The organism is Nocardioides sp. GCM10028917, from assembly GCF_042666175.1.
Classification (GTDB): Bacteria; Actinomycetota; Actinomycetes; order Propionibacteriales; family Nocardioidaceae; genus Nocardioides.
Genome location: NZ_JBHTFL010000007.1, coordinates 1056787 through 1073576, shown reverse-complemented (window position 1 = coordinate 1073576; position 16790 = coordinate 1056787). Strand labels below are relative to the sequence as shown.

13 protein-coding genes are annotated in these 16790 nt (G+C 72.8%); 6 read left to right on the top strand and 7 right to left on the bottom strand.

The annotated features are described in order from the left end of the window. Position 1: 1 nt before the first annotated feature. Genes ACFQW6_RS14525 through ACFQW6_RS14515 form a run of 3 tightly spaced genes read left to right on the top strand, consistent with a single transcriptional unit; the run spans position 2 to position 5835 of the window. On the top strand, positions 2-3379 hold the full coding sequence (locus ACFQW6_RS14525) for a UvrD-helicase domain-containing protein (RefSeq protein ID WP_378546496.1): 3378 nt from the start codon (positions 2-4) through the stop codon (positions 3377-3379). Further along, positions 3376-5211 (top strand): exodeoxyribonuclease V subunit alpha, encoded by a 1836-nt coding sequence (recD, locus tag ACFQW6_RS14520; protein ID WP_378546493.1) that lies wholly within the window; start codon positions 3376-3378, stop codon positions 5209-5211. Before ACFQW6_RS14525 ends, recD begins: the two co-directional genes overlap by 4 nt. 18 nt (positions 5212-5229) lie before the next feature. Next, positions 5230-5835, top strand: a complete 606-nt coding sequence (locus ACFQW6_RS14515; protein WP_378547579.1) for an ACT domain-containing protein — start codon at positions 5230-5232, stop codon at positions 5833-5835. 227 nt (positions 5836-6062) lie between these two features. Here ACFQW6_RS14515 and ACFQW6_RS14510 read toward each other — a convergent pair whose 3' ends face one another. Beyond that, complete coding sequence (locus ACFQW6_RS14510; RefSeq protein WP_378546490.1) at positions 6063-7379, bottom strand: MFS transporter; 1317 nt, start codon at positions 7377-7379, stop codon at positions 6063-6065. Positions 7380-7496: 117 nt separating this feature from the next. Here ACFQW6_RS14510 and ACFQW6_RS14505 point away from each other — a divergent pair, with 117 nt between their 5' ends. Beyond that, positions 7497-7679: a hypothetical protein gene (locus ACFQW6_RS14505; protein WP_378546488.1), complete on the top strand. Its 183-nt coding sequence runs from the start codon at positions 7497-7499 to the stop codon at positions 7677-7679. A gap of 1 nt (position 7680) precedes the next feature. On the opposite strand, the gene ACFQW6_RS14500 is transcribed toward ACFQW6_RS14505, so the two are convergent. After that, the gene (locus ACFQW6_RS14500; RefSeq protein WP_378546485.1) at positions 7681-8121 is read right to left on the bottom strand and encodes a nitroreductase family deazaflavin-dependent oxidoreductase; all 441 of its coding nucleotides are present in this window, start codon (positions 8119-8121) and stop codon (positions 7681-7683) included. A 147-nt stretch (positions 8122-8268) separates the two neighbouring features. Here ACFQW6_RS14500 and ACFQW6_RS14495 point away from each other — a divergent pair, with 147 nt between their 5' ends. Continuing rightward, positions 8269-9213, top strand: coding sequence for a 1,4-dihydroxy-2-naphthoyl-CoA synthase (locus tag ACFQW6_RS14495; RefSeq protein WP_378546482.1), 945 nt, complete (start codon positions 8269-8271; stop codon positions 9211-9213). A gap of 12 nt (positions 9214-9225) precedes the next feature. Here the strand turns inward: ACFQW6_RS14495 and ACFQW6_RS14490 are convergent, their stop codons facing one another. The 3 genes from ACFQW6_RS14490 to ACFQW6_RS14480 are packed head-to-tail and all read right to left on the bottom strand — an operon-like array spanning position 9226 to position 12250. Beyond that, positions 9226-10266 (bottom strand): glutathione synthetase, encoded by a 1041-nt coding sequence (locus ACFQW6_RS14490; protein WP_378546479.1) that lies wholly within the window; start codon positions 10264-10266, stop codon positions 9226-9228. Further along, positions 10263-11450 (bottom strand): flavohemoglobin expression-modulating QEGLA motif protein, encoded by a 1188-nt coding sequence (locus ACFQW6_RS14485; protein WP_378546476.1) that lies wholly within the window; start codon positions 11448-11450, stop codon positions 10263-10265. Before ACFQW6_RS14485 ends, ACFQW6_RS14490 begins: the two co-directional genes overlap by 4 nt. Next, complete coding sequence (locus ACFQW6_RS14480; RefSeq protein WP_378546473.1) at positions 11447-12250, bottom strand: N-formylglutamate amidohydrolase; 804 nt, start codon at positions 12248-12250, stop codon at positions 11447-11449. Before ACFQW6_RS14480 ends, ACFQW6_RS14485 begins: the two co-directional genes overlap by 4 nt. An 81-nt stretch (positions 12251-12331) precedes the next feature. On the opposite strand from ACFQW6_RS14480, the gene ACFQW6_RS14475 reads away from it, so the two are divergent. Next, the gene (locus tag ACFQW6_RS14475; protein WP_378546470.1) at positions 12332-13009 is read left to right on the top strand and encodes an NAD-dependent deacylase; all 678 of its coding nucleotides are present in this window, start codon (positions 12332-12334) and stop codon (positions 13007-13009) included. A 38-nt stretch (positions 13010-13047) separates the two neighbouring features. Here the strand turns inward: ACFQW6_RS14475 and ACFQW6_RS14470 are convergent, their stop codons facing one another. Together ACFQW6_RS14470 and ACFQW6_RS14465 are read right to left on the bottom strand one after the other, a co-directional pair. Next, positions 13048-14850 carry an ATP-binding protein gene (locus ACFQW6_RS14470; RefSeq protein WP_378546467.1) on the bottom strand — a complete coding sequence of 601 codons (1803 nt, stop codon included), beginning with the start codon at positions 14848-14850 and terminating at the stop codon, positions 13048-13050. Between the two features lie 115 nt (positions 14851-14965). Beyond that, positions 14966-16735 (bottom strand): sensor histidine kinase, encoded by a 1770-nt coding sequence (locus ACFQW6_RS14465; RefSeq protein WP_378546464.1) that lies wholly within the window; start codon positions 16733-16735, stop codon positions 14966-14968. Positions 16736-16790: the final 55 nt, after the last annotated feature.

Here is a 16790-nt window from a genome sequence, read left to right as displayed (position 1 = left end):
CGTGACCGACCTGCCCACCGACCTGCCCACCGACCTGCAGAGCATGGACACCTTCGACATATGCGGTCCGCTGCCCACCGGCACCACGTTGCTCGAGGCGAGCGCCGGCACCGGCAAGACCTGGACGATCGCCGCGCTGGTCACGCGCTACGTCGTCGAGGGCGTCGCCACCCTGGAGGAGATGCTCGTCGTCACCTTCACCCGCGCGGCCAGCCAGGAGCTGCGTGACCGCGTACGCCGCCAGCTCGACGACGCCGCTGCCGTGCTGGCCGACCCCGCGACCGCCGACCCCGCCAACCGCCTGCACGACTGGCTGCTCGACGCCGACGACCAGGAGCGGGCCGGCCGGCTCGCGCGGCTCACCGACGCACTGACGTCGTTCGACGCCGCCACGATCGCGACCATCCACCAGTTCTGCCAGCTCGTCCTGCGCAGCCTCGGCGTCGCCGGGGACACCGACACCGGTGCCGTCCTGGTGGAGGACCTCGAGCAGCTGACCACCGAGGTCACCGACGACCGCTACCTCGGTCTCTTCGCCCACGAGCAGCAGGCCGCGTGGAGCCGCGAGGACGCCCTCGGCATCGCCCGTGCGGTCGTCGGCGACCCACGGGCGCGGGTGGCTCCGCAGGAGGCGCTCACCGAGGACCCCGACGGCCGGGCCGCCGCGCGCGTCCGCTTCGCGTGCGGCGTCCTCGACGAGATCGACCGGCGCAAGCGACGGCTGGGCGTCCTCTCCTACGACGACCTCCTCGGCCAGCTCGCCGACGCGCTCGCCGACGACGACGCCCCGGCCCGCGCCCGGATGCGCCAGCGGTGGAAGGTCGCGCTGATCGACGAGTTCCAGGACACCGACCCCGTGCAGTGGCAGGTCTTCGAGCGCGCCTTCCACGGCGTCGCCACGCTGGTCCTCATCGGTGACCCCAAGCAGGCGATCTACGCCTTCCGCGGCGGCGACATCGTCACCTACCTCGACGCGGCGGAGCAGGCGACGACCCGGCAGACGCTCGGCGTCAACTGGCGTGCCGACCAGCCGCTGCTCGACTCCCTGCAGGTGCTGGTCGAGGGTGCCGCCCTCGGCGACGATCGCATCGCCGTCCACCCGGTGAGCGCCCACCACGCTGCGTCCCGGCTCGAGGGGGCCGGTCCTCCGTTCCGGTTGCGGGTGGTGCGCCACGAGGAGCTGGGTCGCCGACGGCCGCGCATCGGCGACTGGCGCCAGCACGTCCTCACCGACCTCGCCGCCGATGTCAAGCGCCTGCTGACGAGCGGCGCGACCGTCGGCTCGGGCGACGACCGCCGACCCGTCGAGCCCAAGGACGTCGCGGTGCTCGCCGCCCGCCGGGCCGACCTGCTCGCCGCGCAGGACGCCCTGGCCGCGGTCGGCGTGCCCGCCGTGCTCAACGCCGGCGGCTCGGTCTTCAAGACCGCCGCAGCCACCCAGTGGCTCAGCCTGCTCGAGGCGCTCGAGCAGCCGCACCGCGCCGACCGGGTGCGCGCGGCCGCGCTGACCGACTTCTTCGGACGCACCGCGGAGGACCTCCAGGCCGAGCCCGACCCGACCGACGAGCTGAGCGAGCACGTACGCCGCCTCGCCGACGTCTTCGCGGCCCGAGGGGTCGCGGCCGTGCTGGAGAGCGCCGTGCTCGACGGGCTGATCGCCCGGGTGCTCGGGCGCGTCGGCGGCGAGCGCACGCTGACCGACCTGCGCCACGTCGGCGAGGCCCTGCACAAGGTGGCCGTCAGCGAGCGCCTCGGCGTGGTGGGCCTGCTCGGCTGGCTGCGGACGCAGGTGGCCGACGACAAGATCGAGGTCGCCTCCGAGCGGACCCGCCGGCTCGACTCCGACGCGGCGGCGGTCCAGCTGGTGACGATCCACGGCAGCAAGGGCCTGGAGTATCCCGTCGTCTACCTCCCGACCCTGTGGGACCGGTGGGTGCGCGACGACGACGTCCCTCTCTTCCACGACGGCGACGGCGAGCGCTGCCGCGACGTGGGAGGACCGAGCCGGTGGCGCGACGCCGCTGTCGCCGCGAGCCGCCACGAGGACGCCGGCGAGTCGCTCCGCCTGCTCTACGTCGCCCTCACCCGGGCGCAGTCGCAGGTCGTCGCGTGGTACTGCCCGACCGCCAACAACACCGCGTCCGCGCCGCTCCACCGCATGCTGTTCGGGCGTGCCCCGGGGCACGCCCGCGTCAACGACGAGCAGCCGGTCGTCGGTGACGACGAGCTCGTCGACATCCTGGGCCGCTGGAAGTCGGCCGGCGGGCCGCAGCCCGAGGTGGCCGCGCTCGTGCCGGTCGACACGACACCCATCCAGCGCGACCTGCCGCCCCTGGCGGTGCGGACCTTCGACCGCGACGTCGACACCGACTGGCGCCGCACCTCCTACTCCGCCCTCTCCGCGGCCGGCGCACCTCATGCCGGCGCCCCCGACCGGGTGCTGTCCGAGCCCGACGACGCGCCCGACCTCGACGACGCCGACCTCGAGCCGCTCGACGACGCGCCCGCACCCGAGCCCGACCTCGAGCTGACGGCGGTGCCGTCGCCGATGGCCGACCTGCCGGTGGGCGCCGAGTTCGGCTCCCTCGTCCACGAGGTGCTCGAGCACACCGACCCGGCTGCGCCCGACCTCCGCGCCGAGCTGCTCGCGCAGGTCGAGGAGCACCGCGCCTGGTGGGCGGTCGAGGTCGACGCCGATGAGCTGGCCGACGCCCTCGTCGCGGTCTGCGACTCCCCGCTGGGTCCCTTGGCGGGTGGCCTCACCCTGCGCGACATCCACCTCGCCGACCGGCTGCGCGAGCTCGACTTCGAGGTGCCCCTGGCAGGCGGTGACCTGGCGGCCGCGCGCGACGCGGCCTCGGTCGTGCTGGGCGACCTCGCCCCCCTGCTCCGCGCGCACCTGCCCGACGGCGACCCGCTCCTGGCGTTCGCCGCCACCCTGGAGGGCGACCGCGACCTCGCCGGCCAGCGCCTCCTCGGCTACCTCACCGGCTCGATCGACGTCGTGGTTCGGGTGCCCATCGCGGGCCGCACCCGCTACCTGACCATCGACTACAAGACCAACTGGCTCGGCGACCGCGCCGCACCGGCGACGGCGTGGGACTACCGACCGGCCGTCCTCGACGAGGCGATGGGCCACTCCGACTACCCCCTCCAGGCGCTGCTCTACACGGTCGTGCTCCACCGCTACCTGCGCTGGCGGCTGCCGGGCTACGACCCGGCGGAGCACCTCGGTGGCGTGCTCTACCTCTACCTGCGCGGCATGTGCGGGCCTGCGACACCCCTCGTCGACGGCCGGCCGTGCGGGGTGTTCTCGTGGGAGCCGCCGGTCGCACTGGTGACCGCCCTCTCCGACCTCCTCGACGGAGTCGCGCCATGAGTGACCTCTTCGAACCCATCGACGCCACCGACGCCCGCCTCGCGCTCGGTGCCACCGGGCTGCTCGGCGCCTTCAACGTCGCGGGGGTGCTGACGAGCGCCGACGTCCACGTCGCGGCTGCCCTCGGCCGGCTGGGCCGCGAGAGCGACGATCGGGTCCTGCTCGCGGTCGCCCTCGCCGTGCGCGCGGTGCGCGGCGGGTCGGTCTGCGTCGACCTCGCGACCGTCGCGGACCCGCCCGACCTGCCCTGGCCCGAGGCCGACGCGTGGTCCCGCGCCGTCGCGGCCAGCCCCCTGGTGACGGCGGGCCTGGTCCGCTGGGACAACGACCTGCTCTACCTCGACCGCTACCACGAGCAGGAGACCCAGGTCGTCGACGACCTGCTGTCGCGCGCCGCCACCGCGCCCCACCACGACCCCACGCTGATGCGGGCCTCGTTGGACCGCGTGGTCACGGCCATGCAGGCGGCGGCCGTCGCCGACGGACGCCCGCGCCCGTCGTACGACGAGCAGGTCGCGGCCTGCCTCGCCGCGGCCGGGCAGTGGACGACGGTGCTCACCGGCGGTCCGGGCACCGGCAAGACCACCGCGGTCGCCTCGCTCCTCGTCGGGTTGCTCGACCAGCACCCCGACGGGCTGCGCATCGCGCTGGCGGCCCCGACCGGCAAGGCAGCCGCCCGCCTCCAGCAGGCGGTGCACCAGGAGGCCGAGGCCTTCGAGGAGGCCGACCGCGTCCGTCTCGCCGGGGTGACCGCGTCCACCCTGCACCGGCTGCTGCGGCCCGACCCGGGCAACTCCACCCGCTTCCGCCACCACCGCGGCAACCGGCTCCCCCACGACGTGGTCGTCGTGGACGAGTCGTCGATGGTGTCGCTGACCCAGATGGCCCGGCTGCTCGAGGCGGTGCGCCCCGACGCGCGGCTCGTGCTGGTGGGCGACCCCCACCAGCTGTCGTCGGTCGAGGCCGGCGCCGTGCTGAGCGACGTGGTCCGCGGCTTCCAGGGCCGGGCTGACTCGCCGGTTGCGGCGCTGCAGTCCACGCACCGCTTCGGACCGGAGATCCGCGCCCTCGCCGAGGCGCTCCGCACCGGTGACGCCGACGGCGCCCTGGCCGTCCTCTCGGCGGGCCACGACGAGGTGGAGTGGGTGGACGAGGCCGACCCCGCGTCCCGCGTCCGCACGACCGCGCTCGACGCAGCCCTCGGCGTCCGTGACGCGGCCGAGCGCGGCGACGTCACCGGCGCCCTGGCCGCGCTCGACCGCCACCGCCTGCTCTGCGCGCACCGCGACGGCCCCTACGGCGTACGCCACTGGAACCGTCGCATCGAGCACTGGCTCACCGCCGTCACCGGCGACCCCCTCCACGAGCGCGCCTACGTCGGCCGGCCGCTGCTGGTGACCGCCAACGACCACCAGCTCGGCGTCTACAACGGAGACAGCGGGGTGGTCGTGCTGACGCCGAGCGGCCCGCGCGCGGTGATCGCGGCCAGCGACGGCCCGCGCGACCTCGCGACCTCGCGGCTCGGCGACGTCGAGACGATGCACGCGATGACCATCCACAAGTCGCAGGGCTCGCAGGCCGACGTCGTCACCGTGCTGCTGCCCGACGAGGACTCCCGCCTGCTGTCGCGCGAGCTCTTCTACACCGCCGTCACGCGTGCGCGCTCGCAGGTGCGGGTCGTGGGGTCGGAGGCGGCGATCCGGGCGGCGATCGGCCGTCGTGCGCAGCGCGCGAGCGGGCTCGCCGTACGCCTCGCAGCAGCTCCGCGGCCCGACGCCGACACCGTTCCACCGACGCGCGGGCGAAACGCCGGCGACACAGATCCCCGCTAGCCTCCTCGCATGCCCTACCTGATGCGAGTCGAGCTCCCGGACGTCCCCGGGTCGCTGGGTCGCGTCGCGAGCGCGATCGGTGAGGCCGGGGGCGACATCGACGCGATCGAGATCGTCGAGAAGCGCGACGGCTTCGCGGTCGACGACGTGCTCCTCGAGATGTCGCCCGGCACCATGCCCGACTCCGTCGTCTCGGCCTGCGGCACGCTCGACGGCGTCAGCGTGCTCTGGATCAACCGCTACGCCGCCGGGGGCAACCTCTTCCTCGACCTCGAGGTCGTCGAGGCCCTCACCCAGGACCCCGCGTCCGCGCGCGACCGCCTGATCGACCTGCTGCCCATCGCCTTCCGCGTCGACTGGGCCGCCCGCGTCACCCCGGGCACCGACGGTGTCGGCGCCACGGTCGTCCACGCCACCGACGCCGCGCCGTCGGCGTACGACATCGACCACGCCCGCGTGCCCGCGCCGACCCGCCTGCCCGGCGACGAGGTCTACGTCGAGTGCGCCGCACCCTTCGGTGACGACCTCGTCCTCCTGGGTCGCCGTGGCGGTCCGGAGTTCCTCGACTCCGAGCTCGCCCGCCTCGAGCACCTCGTCGGGCTCGCGATGACCATCAGCCACTGACGACCCGACCCGGGCGGTGCGTGACCCACGTTCCGCCGCCCGGAAACCTGCGTGGCGCACCGCTCGGCCGTACGCCACCACCCGGGCGGTGCGTGACGCACGTTCCGCCGCCCGGAAACCTGCGTGGCGCACCGCTCGGCCGTACGCCACCACCCGGGCGGTGCGTGACGCACGTTCCGCCGCCCGGAAACCTGCGTGGCGCACCGCTCGGCTGGCGCGCGACGCCGTCAGGCGACCGACCGGATGCGCGTCACGAAGACCGAGCCGAGGACGCAGAGGACGAAGCCGACGAGGTAGACCACGCCGTAGCCCAGCGACCACCCCTCGCCGTGGGTGGCGACGGACCCGCCGAGCTCGCGTACGGCGACCAGGATGAGGCCGGCGATGGCCGGGGCGAGCACCTGCGGCAGCGCGGAGGCGATGTTGATGATGCCGAGGTCCTTGGCCCGGTCACCGGCGCCGGGGAGCACCTGGGTGATGAGCGCGAAGTCGACGGCCTGGTAGACCCCGAACCCGGCGCCCAGCACGACGGCCGCCACCAGCGCACCGGCCCAGTCCTGCCACAGACCGAGCACCAGCGAGCTGGCCCCGATGAGCACCCCGGACCAGATGACGAAGACCTTGCGCCGTCCCACGCGGTCGCTCCAGTGGCCGACGACCACGGTGGTGGCGACCGTGCACACGCCGTAGATCAGCACGAGCGTGCCGAGCTTCGCGGTGGCGTCGTCGTCGCCGAACCCGAGGCCGTCGGTGAGGAAGTAGTAGAGGTAGTTGAGCGCGATCCAGTTGCCGAGGTTCACCAGGAGGCGCGTCAGCCACGCCCACGCGAAGTCGGGGTGCTCGCGCGGCGAGACCCAGAACGAGCGGACCAGTCGCCTCCAGTCCATCGGCTCGAGCCGGTGGTCGGCCGGCAGGGCGACGTCGCGGGAGCCGACGAGGTAGGGCACCGAGAGCACCAGCATCACGACCGCGATCGTGAGGTAGCCCTGGGCGATCGAGCCGGTCACCTCCGCGATCTTGATGCCGACCAGCACGCCGACGGTGCCGGCGATGGCGACGAGACCGCCGATGAGGCCCCGGCGCTGGACGGGCACCTGGTCCGGCACGGCCGCGACCCCGCCTGCCCACGCAGCGTTGAGCGCCAGCTGCACGAGGCTCCAGGCGACGACCATCGACGCTGCGCTGTCGGCGACGGACAGCAGCAGCAGCGACACGGCACCCAGCGCCACCCCACCGAGCACCCACGGCACCCGACGCCCCAGGCGCGAGCGCGTCCGGTCGCTGAAGGCGCCCCACACCGGGTTCGCGAACAGCGACACCGCGGCGCCGCTGAACAGCACGACCGCGAGCAGCGCCTCCTTGCTCATGCCGCCGGGCTCCGCGGCGGCGACCCGGTCGGCCTGCTGGGCGAGCAGCACCTGGATCGGCCCGAACCACCCGGCCATCACGCCGAGGTTGAGCAGCACGAGCGCGCCGACCCAGCGCGCCGGAGGGTTGTCGACCGGCTCGTCGAAGGTCGAGCGGGTCGGCAGCGTGGTCGTCACGGCGTCATTGTGGGGCCAACCGGGCGTGCGCGACAGCCACATCCGGACCGGCGCATGGCGCCGGTGACGCCGGGTACGGGGACGCGACCGCGACTGTCAGCAGAGAGGACGTGTGCCATGACCCAGGACGACGCCCAGCCCGACATGCCCGGTGAGGCGGGAAGCCCCCAGCCTGCGGACCCGTTCGAGCCCGAGGCCCCGGCCCACATGGACCCCGACCCGGAGACGGCCGCCCACCGCGACGCGGACGAAGAAGCAGTGGTGGACGGGGCCGACCCGTCCCCGCCCCAGCCGAGCTGACTCAGGCCCGCTCGAGGAGGAAGAGCGGGATCTCCCGGTCGGTCTTCTCCTGGTAGGAGGCGTACGTCGGCCAGGTGGCGACGGCGTGCTCCCACCAGTCGGCGCGCTCGTCGCCCTCCAGGATCCGGGCCTTGTAGAGGTGCGGCTCCGGGCCGTCCTGCAGCTCGACCTCGGGATGGGCGACGAAGTTGTAGTACCACTCCGGGTTGTCCGGCGCGCCGCCCTTGGAGGCGACCGCGAGGTAGGCGCCGTCGCGCTCGACGCGCATCACCGGGTTCTTGCGGAGGTTGCCCGACCTCGCGCCGACGGACGTGACCACGACGATCGGGTACTTGGTGCCGGGCAGGGTGTTGGCCTTCTCGCCGCCGCTGGCTTCGTACTGCTCCACCTGCTTGCGGACCCACTCGGCCTTGCTCGGGACATAGGTTCCAGTCAGTGCCATGCCCGCCACAACACCACGGGGGCCGCTCCTCTTCCACACCGCTTCGGGTAGTCCGTCTCCCGGTGAACTACCCTCCGCAACCATGAACACCCCACGACGTTCCGCTCCTCCGCTTCGCTCCCCCGAGCAACGCCGCGGGGGCCCCGCGTGAGCGCGATCGAGGGCGTCAGCGAGATCTTCGACCCCGAGGCCTGGGACGTGGTGCCCGGCTTCGACGACCTCTCCGACCTGACCTACCACCGTGCCCGCGAGCACGGCACCGTCCGCATCGCCTTCGACCGGCCCGACGTGCTCAACGCGTTCCGCCCCCACACGGTCGACGAGCTGCTGCGCACGCTCGAGCACGCGCGTACGTCGGCCGACGTCGGCTGCGTGATCCTCACCGGCAACGGCCCGAGCGCCAAGAACGGCAAGTGGGCCTTCTGCACGGGCGGCGACCAGCGGATCCGCGGCAGGGCCGGCTACCAGTACGAGGACACCTCGGCCGGCGCCGCCGACACCGGCGCCGAGGAGCCGAGCCCCATCGACAAGGCGCGGCTCGCCCGCCTCCACATCCTCGAGTGCCAGCGACTGATCCGGTTCATGCCCAAGATCGTCATCTGCGTCGTCCCGGGCTGGGCCGCCGGGGGCGGGCACAGCCTGCACGTCATCGCCGACCTCACGCTCGCCAGCCGCGAGCACGCCCGCTTCAAGCAGACCGACGCCGACGTCGGCTCCTTCGACGGCGGCTACGGCTCGGCCTACCTCGCCCGCCAGGTCGGGCAGAAGTTCGCGCGCGAGATCTTCTTCCTCGCCGACGAGTACGACGCCGAGGAGATGCACCGGATGGGCGCGGTTAACCGCGTCGTCGAGCACGCCGACCTGGAGAAGGTCGCCCTCGACTGGGGTCGCAGGATCAACGGCAAGTCGCCCACCGCCCAGCGGATGCTGAAGTACTCCTTCAACCTGCTCGACGACGGCCTCGTCGGCCAGCAGCTCTTCGCCGGCGAGACCACGCGCCTGGCCTACATGACCGACGAGGCGCAGGAGGGGCGCGACCAGTTCCTCGAGAAGCGCGAGCCCGACTGGTCGCCCTACCCCTGGTACTACTGAGCGGCGTACGGATCAGCTGGTCGCGAGGGTGTGGTTGTCGATCTCCGGGTAGTGCCTGCGGATGTTCACCTTGCGCTCGAGCTCGGCGATGATCGCGGGCGCGAAGTTGACCTCGTAGAGGCCGTGGGCGCTGCCGAGGCCGCCGGGACTGAAGACGTTGATCTCCATCAGCTTGTCGCCGACGATGTCGAGGCCCACGAGGAACATCCCGTCGGCCACCAGCTTGGGGCGGACGACCTCGACCATCTGCAGCATGTCGTCGGTGACCTTGACCTTCTCGGCCTTCCCTCCGGCGGACATGTTGGAGCGGATGTCCTTCGTGGACGGCGTACGCCGGAAGGCGGCGTACTCGCCGTCGACCACCAGCGGCTGGCCGTTCATCACGAACATCCGGACGTCGCCCTTGGCCGCCTCGGGGAGGTACTCCTGCGCCACGACGTAGCCGTCGCGCGAGATCGCCTCGATGATCTGCTTGAGGTTCGGCGCCTCCTTGCGGTCGACCAGGAACACGCCCGCGCCGCCCGAGCCCTGGAGCGGCTTGAGAACCGCCTTGCCGCCGAGGTCGGTGATGAACTCCTCGATCATGGCCTCGTCGCGCGAGATGAGCGTGCGGGGACGGACGATCTCGGGGAAGTGCTGGAAGTAGGCCTTCGACAGCGCGTTGGCGAGGCTGGTCGGGTCGTTGACCACGAGCACGCCGCTGGAGGCGATCAGCTGACCGAAGGCGACGCCGGCGTTGTTGCGCCACGGGTCAGTCTCGGCGTCGTCGGCGGGGTCGTTGCGCAGCATCACCACGTCGAACTCGTCCAGGCCGATGAGCTCCTCGACGTCGGGCTTCTGGACGTCGGCCAGGTGCCGCTCGAGGGAGCGGTACGACTTGGCGTGGCCGGCGCGGGCCTTGGTGCTCAACGAGCCGTCGGGCTCGTAGGCGAAGTCGCCGATGCCCATGTACCAGGCCTCGTGCCCCATCTCCTTCGCGGCCATGGCCAGGCGGTTGGTGGTGTACTCAGCCTTCTCCGTCTCGATGTCGTTGACGACGAATCCGATCTTCATGCGGGTCCCTCCAGGAGTGTGCTGAGATCTTCGGTGCCGGCCGCGCGAGCGAGGTTGTCGTGCGCGGACGGGTCGTGCAGGTATCGGGGCAGGACGCGGGGCGGTCGCAGCAGCCCGCGGGACTCGAGGTCGCCGATCAGGGGCAGGTCACGCAGGGAGAACTTGCCGAGCCAGAGCTGGTCGAGGGACCCGCCCGCGCCGAGGTGCTCGAGCAGCTCGACGAGCCCGCGCAGGTAGATCGCGTCCTTGGTCATCCCACCGGACCGGTAGACCCGCATCACGGTGGTCCACGCGCTGCCGCGCGGGAAGTCGTCGGCGACCAGCGCCTCGTGGGCCTCGGCGAACGTCGCGCCCGCGACGAGGCGGTGAACGGTGACGACCCGGCTCGCGAGCTGGCGCAGGCGGAAGGCGGTCAGCCCGCCGCACGCGATCTCGGCGAGGACGGCGAGACCTTCCTGCGTCTCGTCGTAGCCCGCGAGCCCGACGCCGAGGACCTTGATCGGCTGGTGGCTGCCGTTGGCCTGCGTGACGAGGTGGGTGCCCACCTCGTGGTGGAGCAGCGCCTGGGCCCGCGCCTGCTGGACCTTGGTCTCCGGGCCGATCAGCAGCACGTCACCCGAGACCATGACGCCGTTGACGTCGGATCGGATCTCGGCGTGCATGTCGAGATCGGGGTCCTCGTCGCGGTAGCGCGCGATCTCGGCCTGGGCCAGCTCGAGGAACGCCTCGGCGTCGAGCGGCTCGTCGGTCGGCTCGGTGCGGGTGATCCCGGACAGCAGCGCCTCGGCCTGCCTGCGCAGCGACGGCGACACCCCGCCGTAGAGCTCGAGGCTCAGCGGCAGGAAGTCCTCGGTGTCGCGCGCCTCCAGCATGTCGAGCTGGAGCTCCATCTCGCGGTGCTTGGCGCGCAGCAGCTGGCCGAGGACGGGGTCCTCGACCGCGGTGAGGTCGATGTCGTCCAGCTCGGCGCGGACGACGGCGGGGTCGGTCTCGAGCTCCCGGTAGGTGAACGGCGGGTCGGGCTCGCGACCCTCCAGGAAGTCCTCGCGCAGGTCGTCGGCGTCGACGGGCGTGATGTCGAGCAGGAAGCGGAAGCTCTGGGCGAGCAGGGACAGGCGGTGGTCCACGGCCAGGTCGGTGGCGTTGAGCTCCGCACCCGGCTCCGCTGGACCGCCGTCGGTCACCGCAGCTTCTCGAGCTCGATGTGCAGGCCGGGCAGCGCCGCGGCGAGGCCGTCCTGGGCGCAGCGGAGCCGGTCGGCGTGCAGCTCACCGGTCCACTCGTCCATGAAGGTCTTCTTGAACTCCAGCGCCAGCACGCAACCCACCCGCGGGTAGCGGTCGTGCACCCACCACGCGAGGCCGCGGCCCTCGAAGACGACGTTCTCCCGTGCGTCGAGCGGGCCGCAGCCCAGCGAGGCGTCGCGCAGGTCGCCCGTGAATCGCTCGACCAGCGGGCCGAACAGGTCGGTGTCGACGCTGCCGGTGCCGACGTTGACGTCGGGGTTCTCCGACGCCGGGGCCGGTGGCTCCTCGGCGCCGTCGCGGCGGTGGTTGTAGGAGTGCACGTCGAGGAGCACGAACGGACCGCGCTCGGCGAGGGCGTCGAGCCGCGGTGCGAGCGCGTCGTAGAAGGCGTCGTAGGTCGCCAGGCTTCCCTCGTAGAGCTCGTCGGACAGCTCGCCGTCGCGCCACACCTCGAGCCCCCAGCAGTCGTCGGGCTTGCGGTAGATCGCCTCCCGACGGGGCCGGTTCAGGTCGGCCTCGAAGCGTGAGCGCCTCGTCACCACGTGGTCGGGGACCACCGCGGCGAGCCGGTCTGTGAACGGGTCCTCCTCACGGAAGCGCTCGGCCTCGTCGAGCACCATCGCCTCGGCGAGCTCGGGCCGCAGCTCGTGCCCCGCGTGCACCGAGGTCGCCACGACCGGACCGTCCCACTCACCGACGAACGCGACAGCGTCCGACGTCCCTCCCACGTCAGTCATGGCGGCCTGTCTACCGGAGTGGGCACCTGACCTCCACCCGGTGCGCACCCCTACGGGTGGGCGGCTGGTAGGACTGGGGTCATGCGGATCGTCGTCCTGACCGGTGCCGGAATCTCCGCCGAGAGCGGCCTCACCACCTTCCGGGACTCGGGCGGCCTCTGGGAGGGCCACGACCCGATGCAGGTCGCCACCCCCGAGGCGTACGCCGACGACCCCGGCCTCGTCCACCGGTTCTACGACGCCCGGCGGGCGGCGCTCTCGGGGGTCGAGCCCAACGCCGCGCACCACGCGCTGGTCCGGCTCGAGGACGCCCTCGGCGACGACCTGCTCGTCGTGACCCAGAACGTCGACGACCTCCACGAGCGCGCCGGCTCCCGACGGGTGCACCACATCCACGGTCGGCTCCAGTCTGCCTGGTGCACCCGCTGCGGCGGGCGCCACGAGTGGCACGGCGCGCTGGCGGACGGACCCGCCTGCCCCTCGTGCGGCGCGGCCGACCTGCGGCCCGACATCGTGTGGTTCGGCGAGGTCCCCTACGGCATGGACGTCGTCGAGGAGGCGCTGGAGGGGTGCGACCTCTTCGTCTCGATCGGCACGTCAGGCGTCGTCTACCCGGCCGCGGCGTTCGTCCACTGGGCCCGCGGTGCCACCCTCGAGCTCAACCTGGAGCCGAGCGCCGGAGCCACCGACTTCGCCGAGTCCCGGCAGGGACCCGCCACCCGCCTCGTGCCCGCCTGGGTCGACGAGGTGCTCGCCTGACGTCCCGCCCCGAAGAACGCGAGGCGTCCCTGACGCCGTCAGGCCGCCGAGCCGGATCGAGGCACGTAGGGCCGGAACTGCAGGCGGACGCGCGTGCCTCGGCCGAGCGCCGACTCGACCTCGATGCTGCCGCCGTGACGCTGCATGATCTCCCGCACGATGCCGAGACCGAGGCCCGTGCCGGGCCGCATCAGGGCCGCCTCGTTGGTCGAGCGGAACAGCGGGGCGAACAGGTTGGCCTGGTCGGCCTCGGAGATGCCGAGTCCCTCGTCGCTGCAGACGAAGGACAGCCCGCCGTCAGGCCGTGGCTCCACGCCGATCCACACCTCGTGGCCGGCGTCGGAGTACTTCACCGCGTTGTCGACGAGGTTGGAGACGGCGCTGGCGATCTCGCGCGGGTCGCCCAGCACGACGGCCTCGTCGAGGTCGCCGACGAGGTGGAGCGTGATGCCGGAGCGTTCGGCGACGGCGGTCATCGCCGCGAGCGTCTCCTCGACGACCGGGACCAGGTCGACCTGCTGCATGGCGGGCGGCTGCTGCGGGTCGCTCACCTGCGACAGCATCGACAGCCCCTGGAGCAGGTCGCCCAGCCGTTCGCTCGCCCGCAGGACGGCCTGGGCACGCCGCTGGTCGCGCTCGTCGATGGTCTCGCTCGTGGCGAGGAACTCGGCGTTGGCGGCGATGACCGTCATCGGGTTGTTGATCTCGTGGGTCAGCTCGCGCAGGAACCAGTGGCGCGCCACCTCGAGCTCGCGCAGCTCCTCGAGCAGGCGGCGCTCGCGCTGGGTGGCGTGGGCATTGGCGATGGCGCGTCCGAGGTCGTGGCCGAGCTCCAGCGCGGCGACGCCCTCGCCGTCGGTCCAGCGGCGCGACCCGGTGCGCCGCGCGCACATCAGCATGCCGAGCACCTTGTCGTCGACCCCGACCGGAGCGACGACGACGGCCTCGAAGCCTGCCTTGTCGAGCGCGGTGGTGAACCAGTCGGCGTACGCCGCGAGCTCGGGGTCGCCCCAGACGTGCCCGGGCTCGATGATGAGCACCCGCTGGTGGGTCCACGCTCGCGCGGCCGCCTCGTCGAGGGCTCTCCCCACGTCGGGTGCCACCTCCAGGCCCAGGCTGTCGGGGGTGGCTGCGTCCTGGTCGAGGAAGACCCGGATCTCCAGCTCGTCGACGGACAGCGCGCCGAGGAGCGTCGAGCGAGCCTCGCGCAGCAGGTGGTTGACGTCGTGCCGGGCGGGGTTGGACCGCGCGAGCCGCCGGGTGGCCCGGATGACCCTCATGTGGCCGGCGTACTCCTCGCGCTCGACCACCGTGAGGATCGAGCGCAGGATCGTGGCGAGCTCGTCGCTGATCTCGCGGAGCCGTGCGGCGTCGGGTCGCGCGAGGTCGCTGGGCACGTCGAGGTAGAGCAGCGCGCGCAGGTCGCCCCGCTCGTCGTCGATCCGGGCGACGAGCATGTCCATGGGATGCCAGTCGCCCTGCTCGCCGGTGGTCGGGAGGTCGGGGACGACGACGACGCCGTCGATGCGCTCGCGGATCTCCTCGGAGAGGTTCTCGAACGGGATCCAGAGGAACTGCCCGTGCTCCTCGCCCTGGGCGAAGACGAGCTGCATGTCGGACAGGCGCGAGGCCGTGCCGAGGCGCTCCTCGGCGCTGGCCGCGTCGCCGTGGATCGCGACGAACTCCAGCAGGCCCTTGGGCCGCACCACCTCGATCGCGCAGACGCGGAAGCCCGTGCGGGTGGCGGCGTCGTCGGCCAGGGCGTGCATGAGAGCGCGCGCCCGCGCGTCGCCCCAGCTGAGGTCGCGCGTCCTGCGCTCCCCGGTCCGCAGCTGCTCCATGGCGTCTCGCCCTCCCCCCGCCACGTGGATCGTAGGCGCGCGACCGTGGCCACCGGACCGTTTTCCCTCGTTGTGGCCCGCGCTGTGGACGAACTGTTGCTGGGTCGACGACGTGTCAGCGCGCCGCCCGCGGGCCGCCGACCGGCAGCCACACGGTGAACGTCGTCCCCTCGCCCAGCACCGACTCGACCTCGAGCGTCCCGTCGTGGCGCGTCACGACCCGCTCGATGATCGCGAGGCCGAGGCCGGTGCCCGGGCGCTTCCGCGCCTCGGGGCTGCTCGAGCGGAAGAAGGGGGCGAACACCTTGTCGACCTCGGCGGCGGCGATGCCGATGCCGGTGTCGGTGCAGGTGATCAGCACCCCGTCGACCCCGTCCACGGTCCGGCGCGAGAGGTCCATCGCGACCTGCCCTCCCTCGGGGGTGTACTTGATCCCGTTGGACAGCAGGTTGGAGACCATCCGCTGCAGGCCCGCGGCCTCGCCGGTGACCACGAGGTCGTCGGCCACGACCGTCCGCAGCTCCACGCCGTCCCTCGCTGCCATCTGGGCGAGGAAGTCGCTCGTCTCCCTCACCAGGGCGGCGAGGTCGACCTCGGCCAGCGAGGCGCCCCGGTCGGGATCGCTGACCGAGGCCAGGGTCAGCAGGTCCGCCACCATGTCCTCGATGCGCCGCGCCGCCCGGTCGAGCGCCTCGAGCGAGTGGCTCGACGCCTCCGAGTGCGTCTCGAGGCCCAGCAGCTCCAGGTGGGAGAACAGGACGCTGACGGGGTTGCGCAGCTCGTGGGCGAGGGTCAGGACCATGTCGCGGCGGTAGTCGATGACGTCGCGGAGCTCGACGTTGAGCGCGCGCTGGCGCTCCATCAGCCGCGCCTCCAGCAGCAGCCGGGCCAGGTCGGAGGCGACGGTCGTGGCGGCGTTGATCTCCGAGGCGTTCCATCTCGGTGCGTCGGCCGCCCGTCCCATCGATAGCGTGCCGAGGTACTCCTCGCCGGCCCCGATCGGCACCAGCAGCCCCGACCCGAGGCCGTACGTGTCGAGCAGGCGCGTGAGGGAGGGCGGCGTCTCGATCGAGTCCTCCTTCATGCTCCACGTGCGCTGCCGCTCGACGACGACGTGCCCGCGCCGCGCCCACTGCTCGCGCATCATCTCCGTCACGTCGAGTCGGTCCTCCTCGATGCCGGGGACCTCCGAGCCCACCGCGATCACGTCGACGGTCGCGACGTCCATCGCCTCGACCATGGCACGCGACAGCTCGCTGGACAGGTCCTGCACGCCCAGCCCCGGTCGTACGCTCTCGATCGCGCTCCGCGCCTGGGCGACCATCCGCACCTGCTCGCCGTAGAGCTCGCGCTCGACGATGCTGATGACCGCCTCGAAGAGCACCCCCGCCTCCGCGTTGATCGCCGCGACGGTCTCCGGCGTGGGACGCAACCCCGACAACGGCTCGTCGAGGTAGAGCAGCCCGCGCAGCTCGCCGTCCTCGTTCTGCAGCAGCCGCACCATCTGGTCGTCGGGGTCCCAGCCGTTGGGGAGGCCGGAGGCCGGAGTGTCCGGCCGGTGGCCGTACTCGTCGAGCCACGCGCGGGTGGCGTCGTCGAGCCGCTCGCTCGGGATGTGGTTCCAGCCGGCCAGCTCCACGCCGAGCTGGCTGATGTGGTCGAGGGCGAGCGGCGACGCCTGGCCGAGCATCTTGTCGCGGGCGGCGTCGTCGCCGGCGATCGCCACGAACTCCAGGTAGCCGTCGGAGCGCAGCGCCTCGATCGCCACCACCTTGTGGTGCGTACGCTTCACGAGGTCCTCGGCGATGGCGTGCAGCACCGCGCGCTGGGCCTCGTTCCCCCACGCGCGTGCCCGCGGGCGGACCCACAGCCCGTCGTCGTCCATCACCGCTCCCCCTGCCAGTCCCGAGCCGGACGACGGGCACGTTACGCCGGATCAG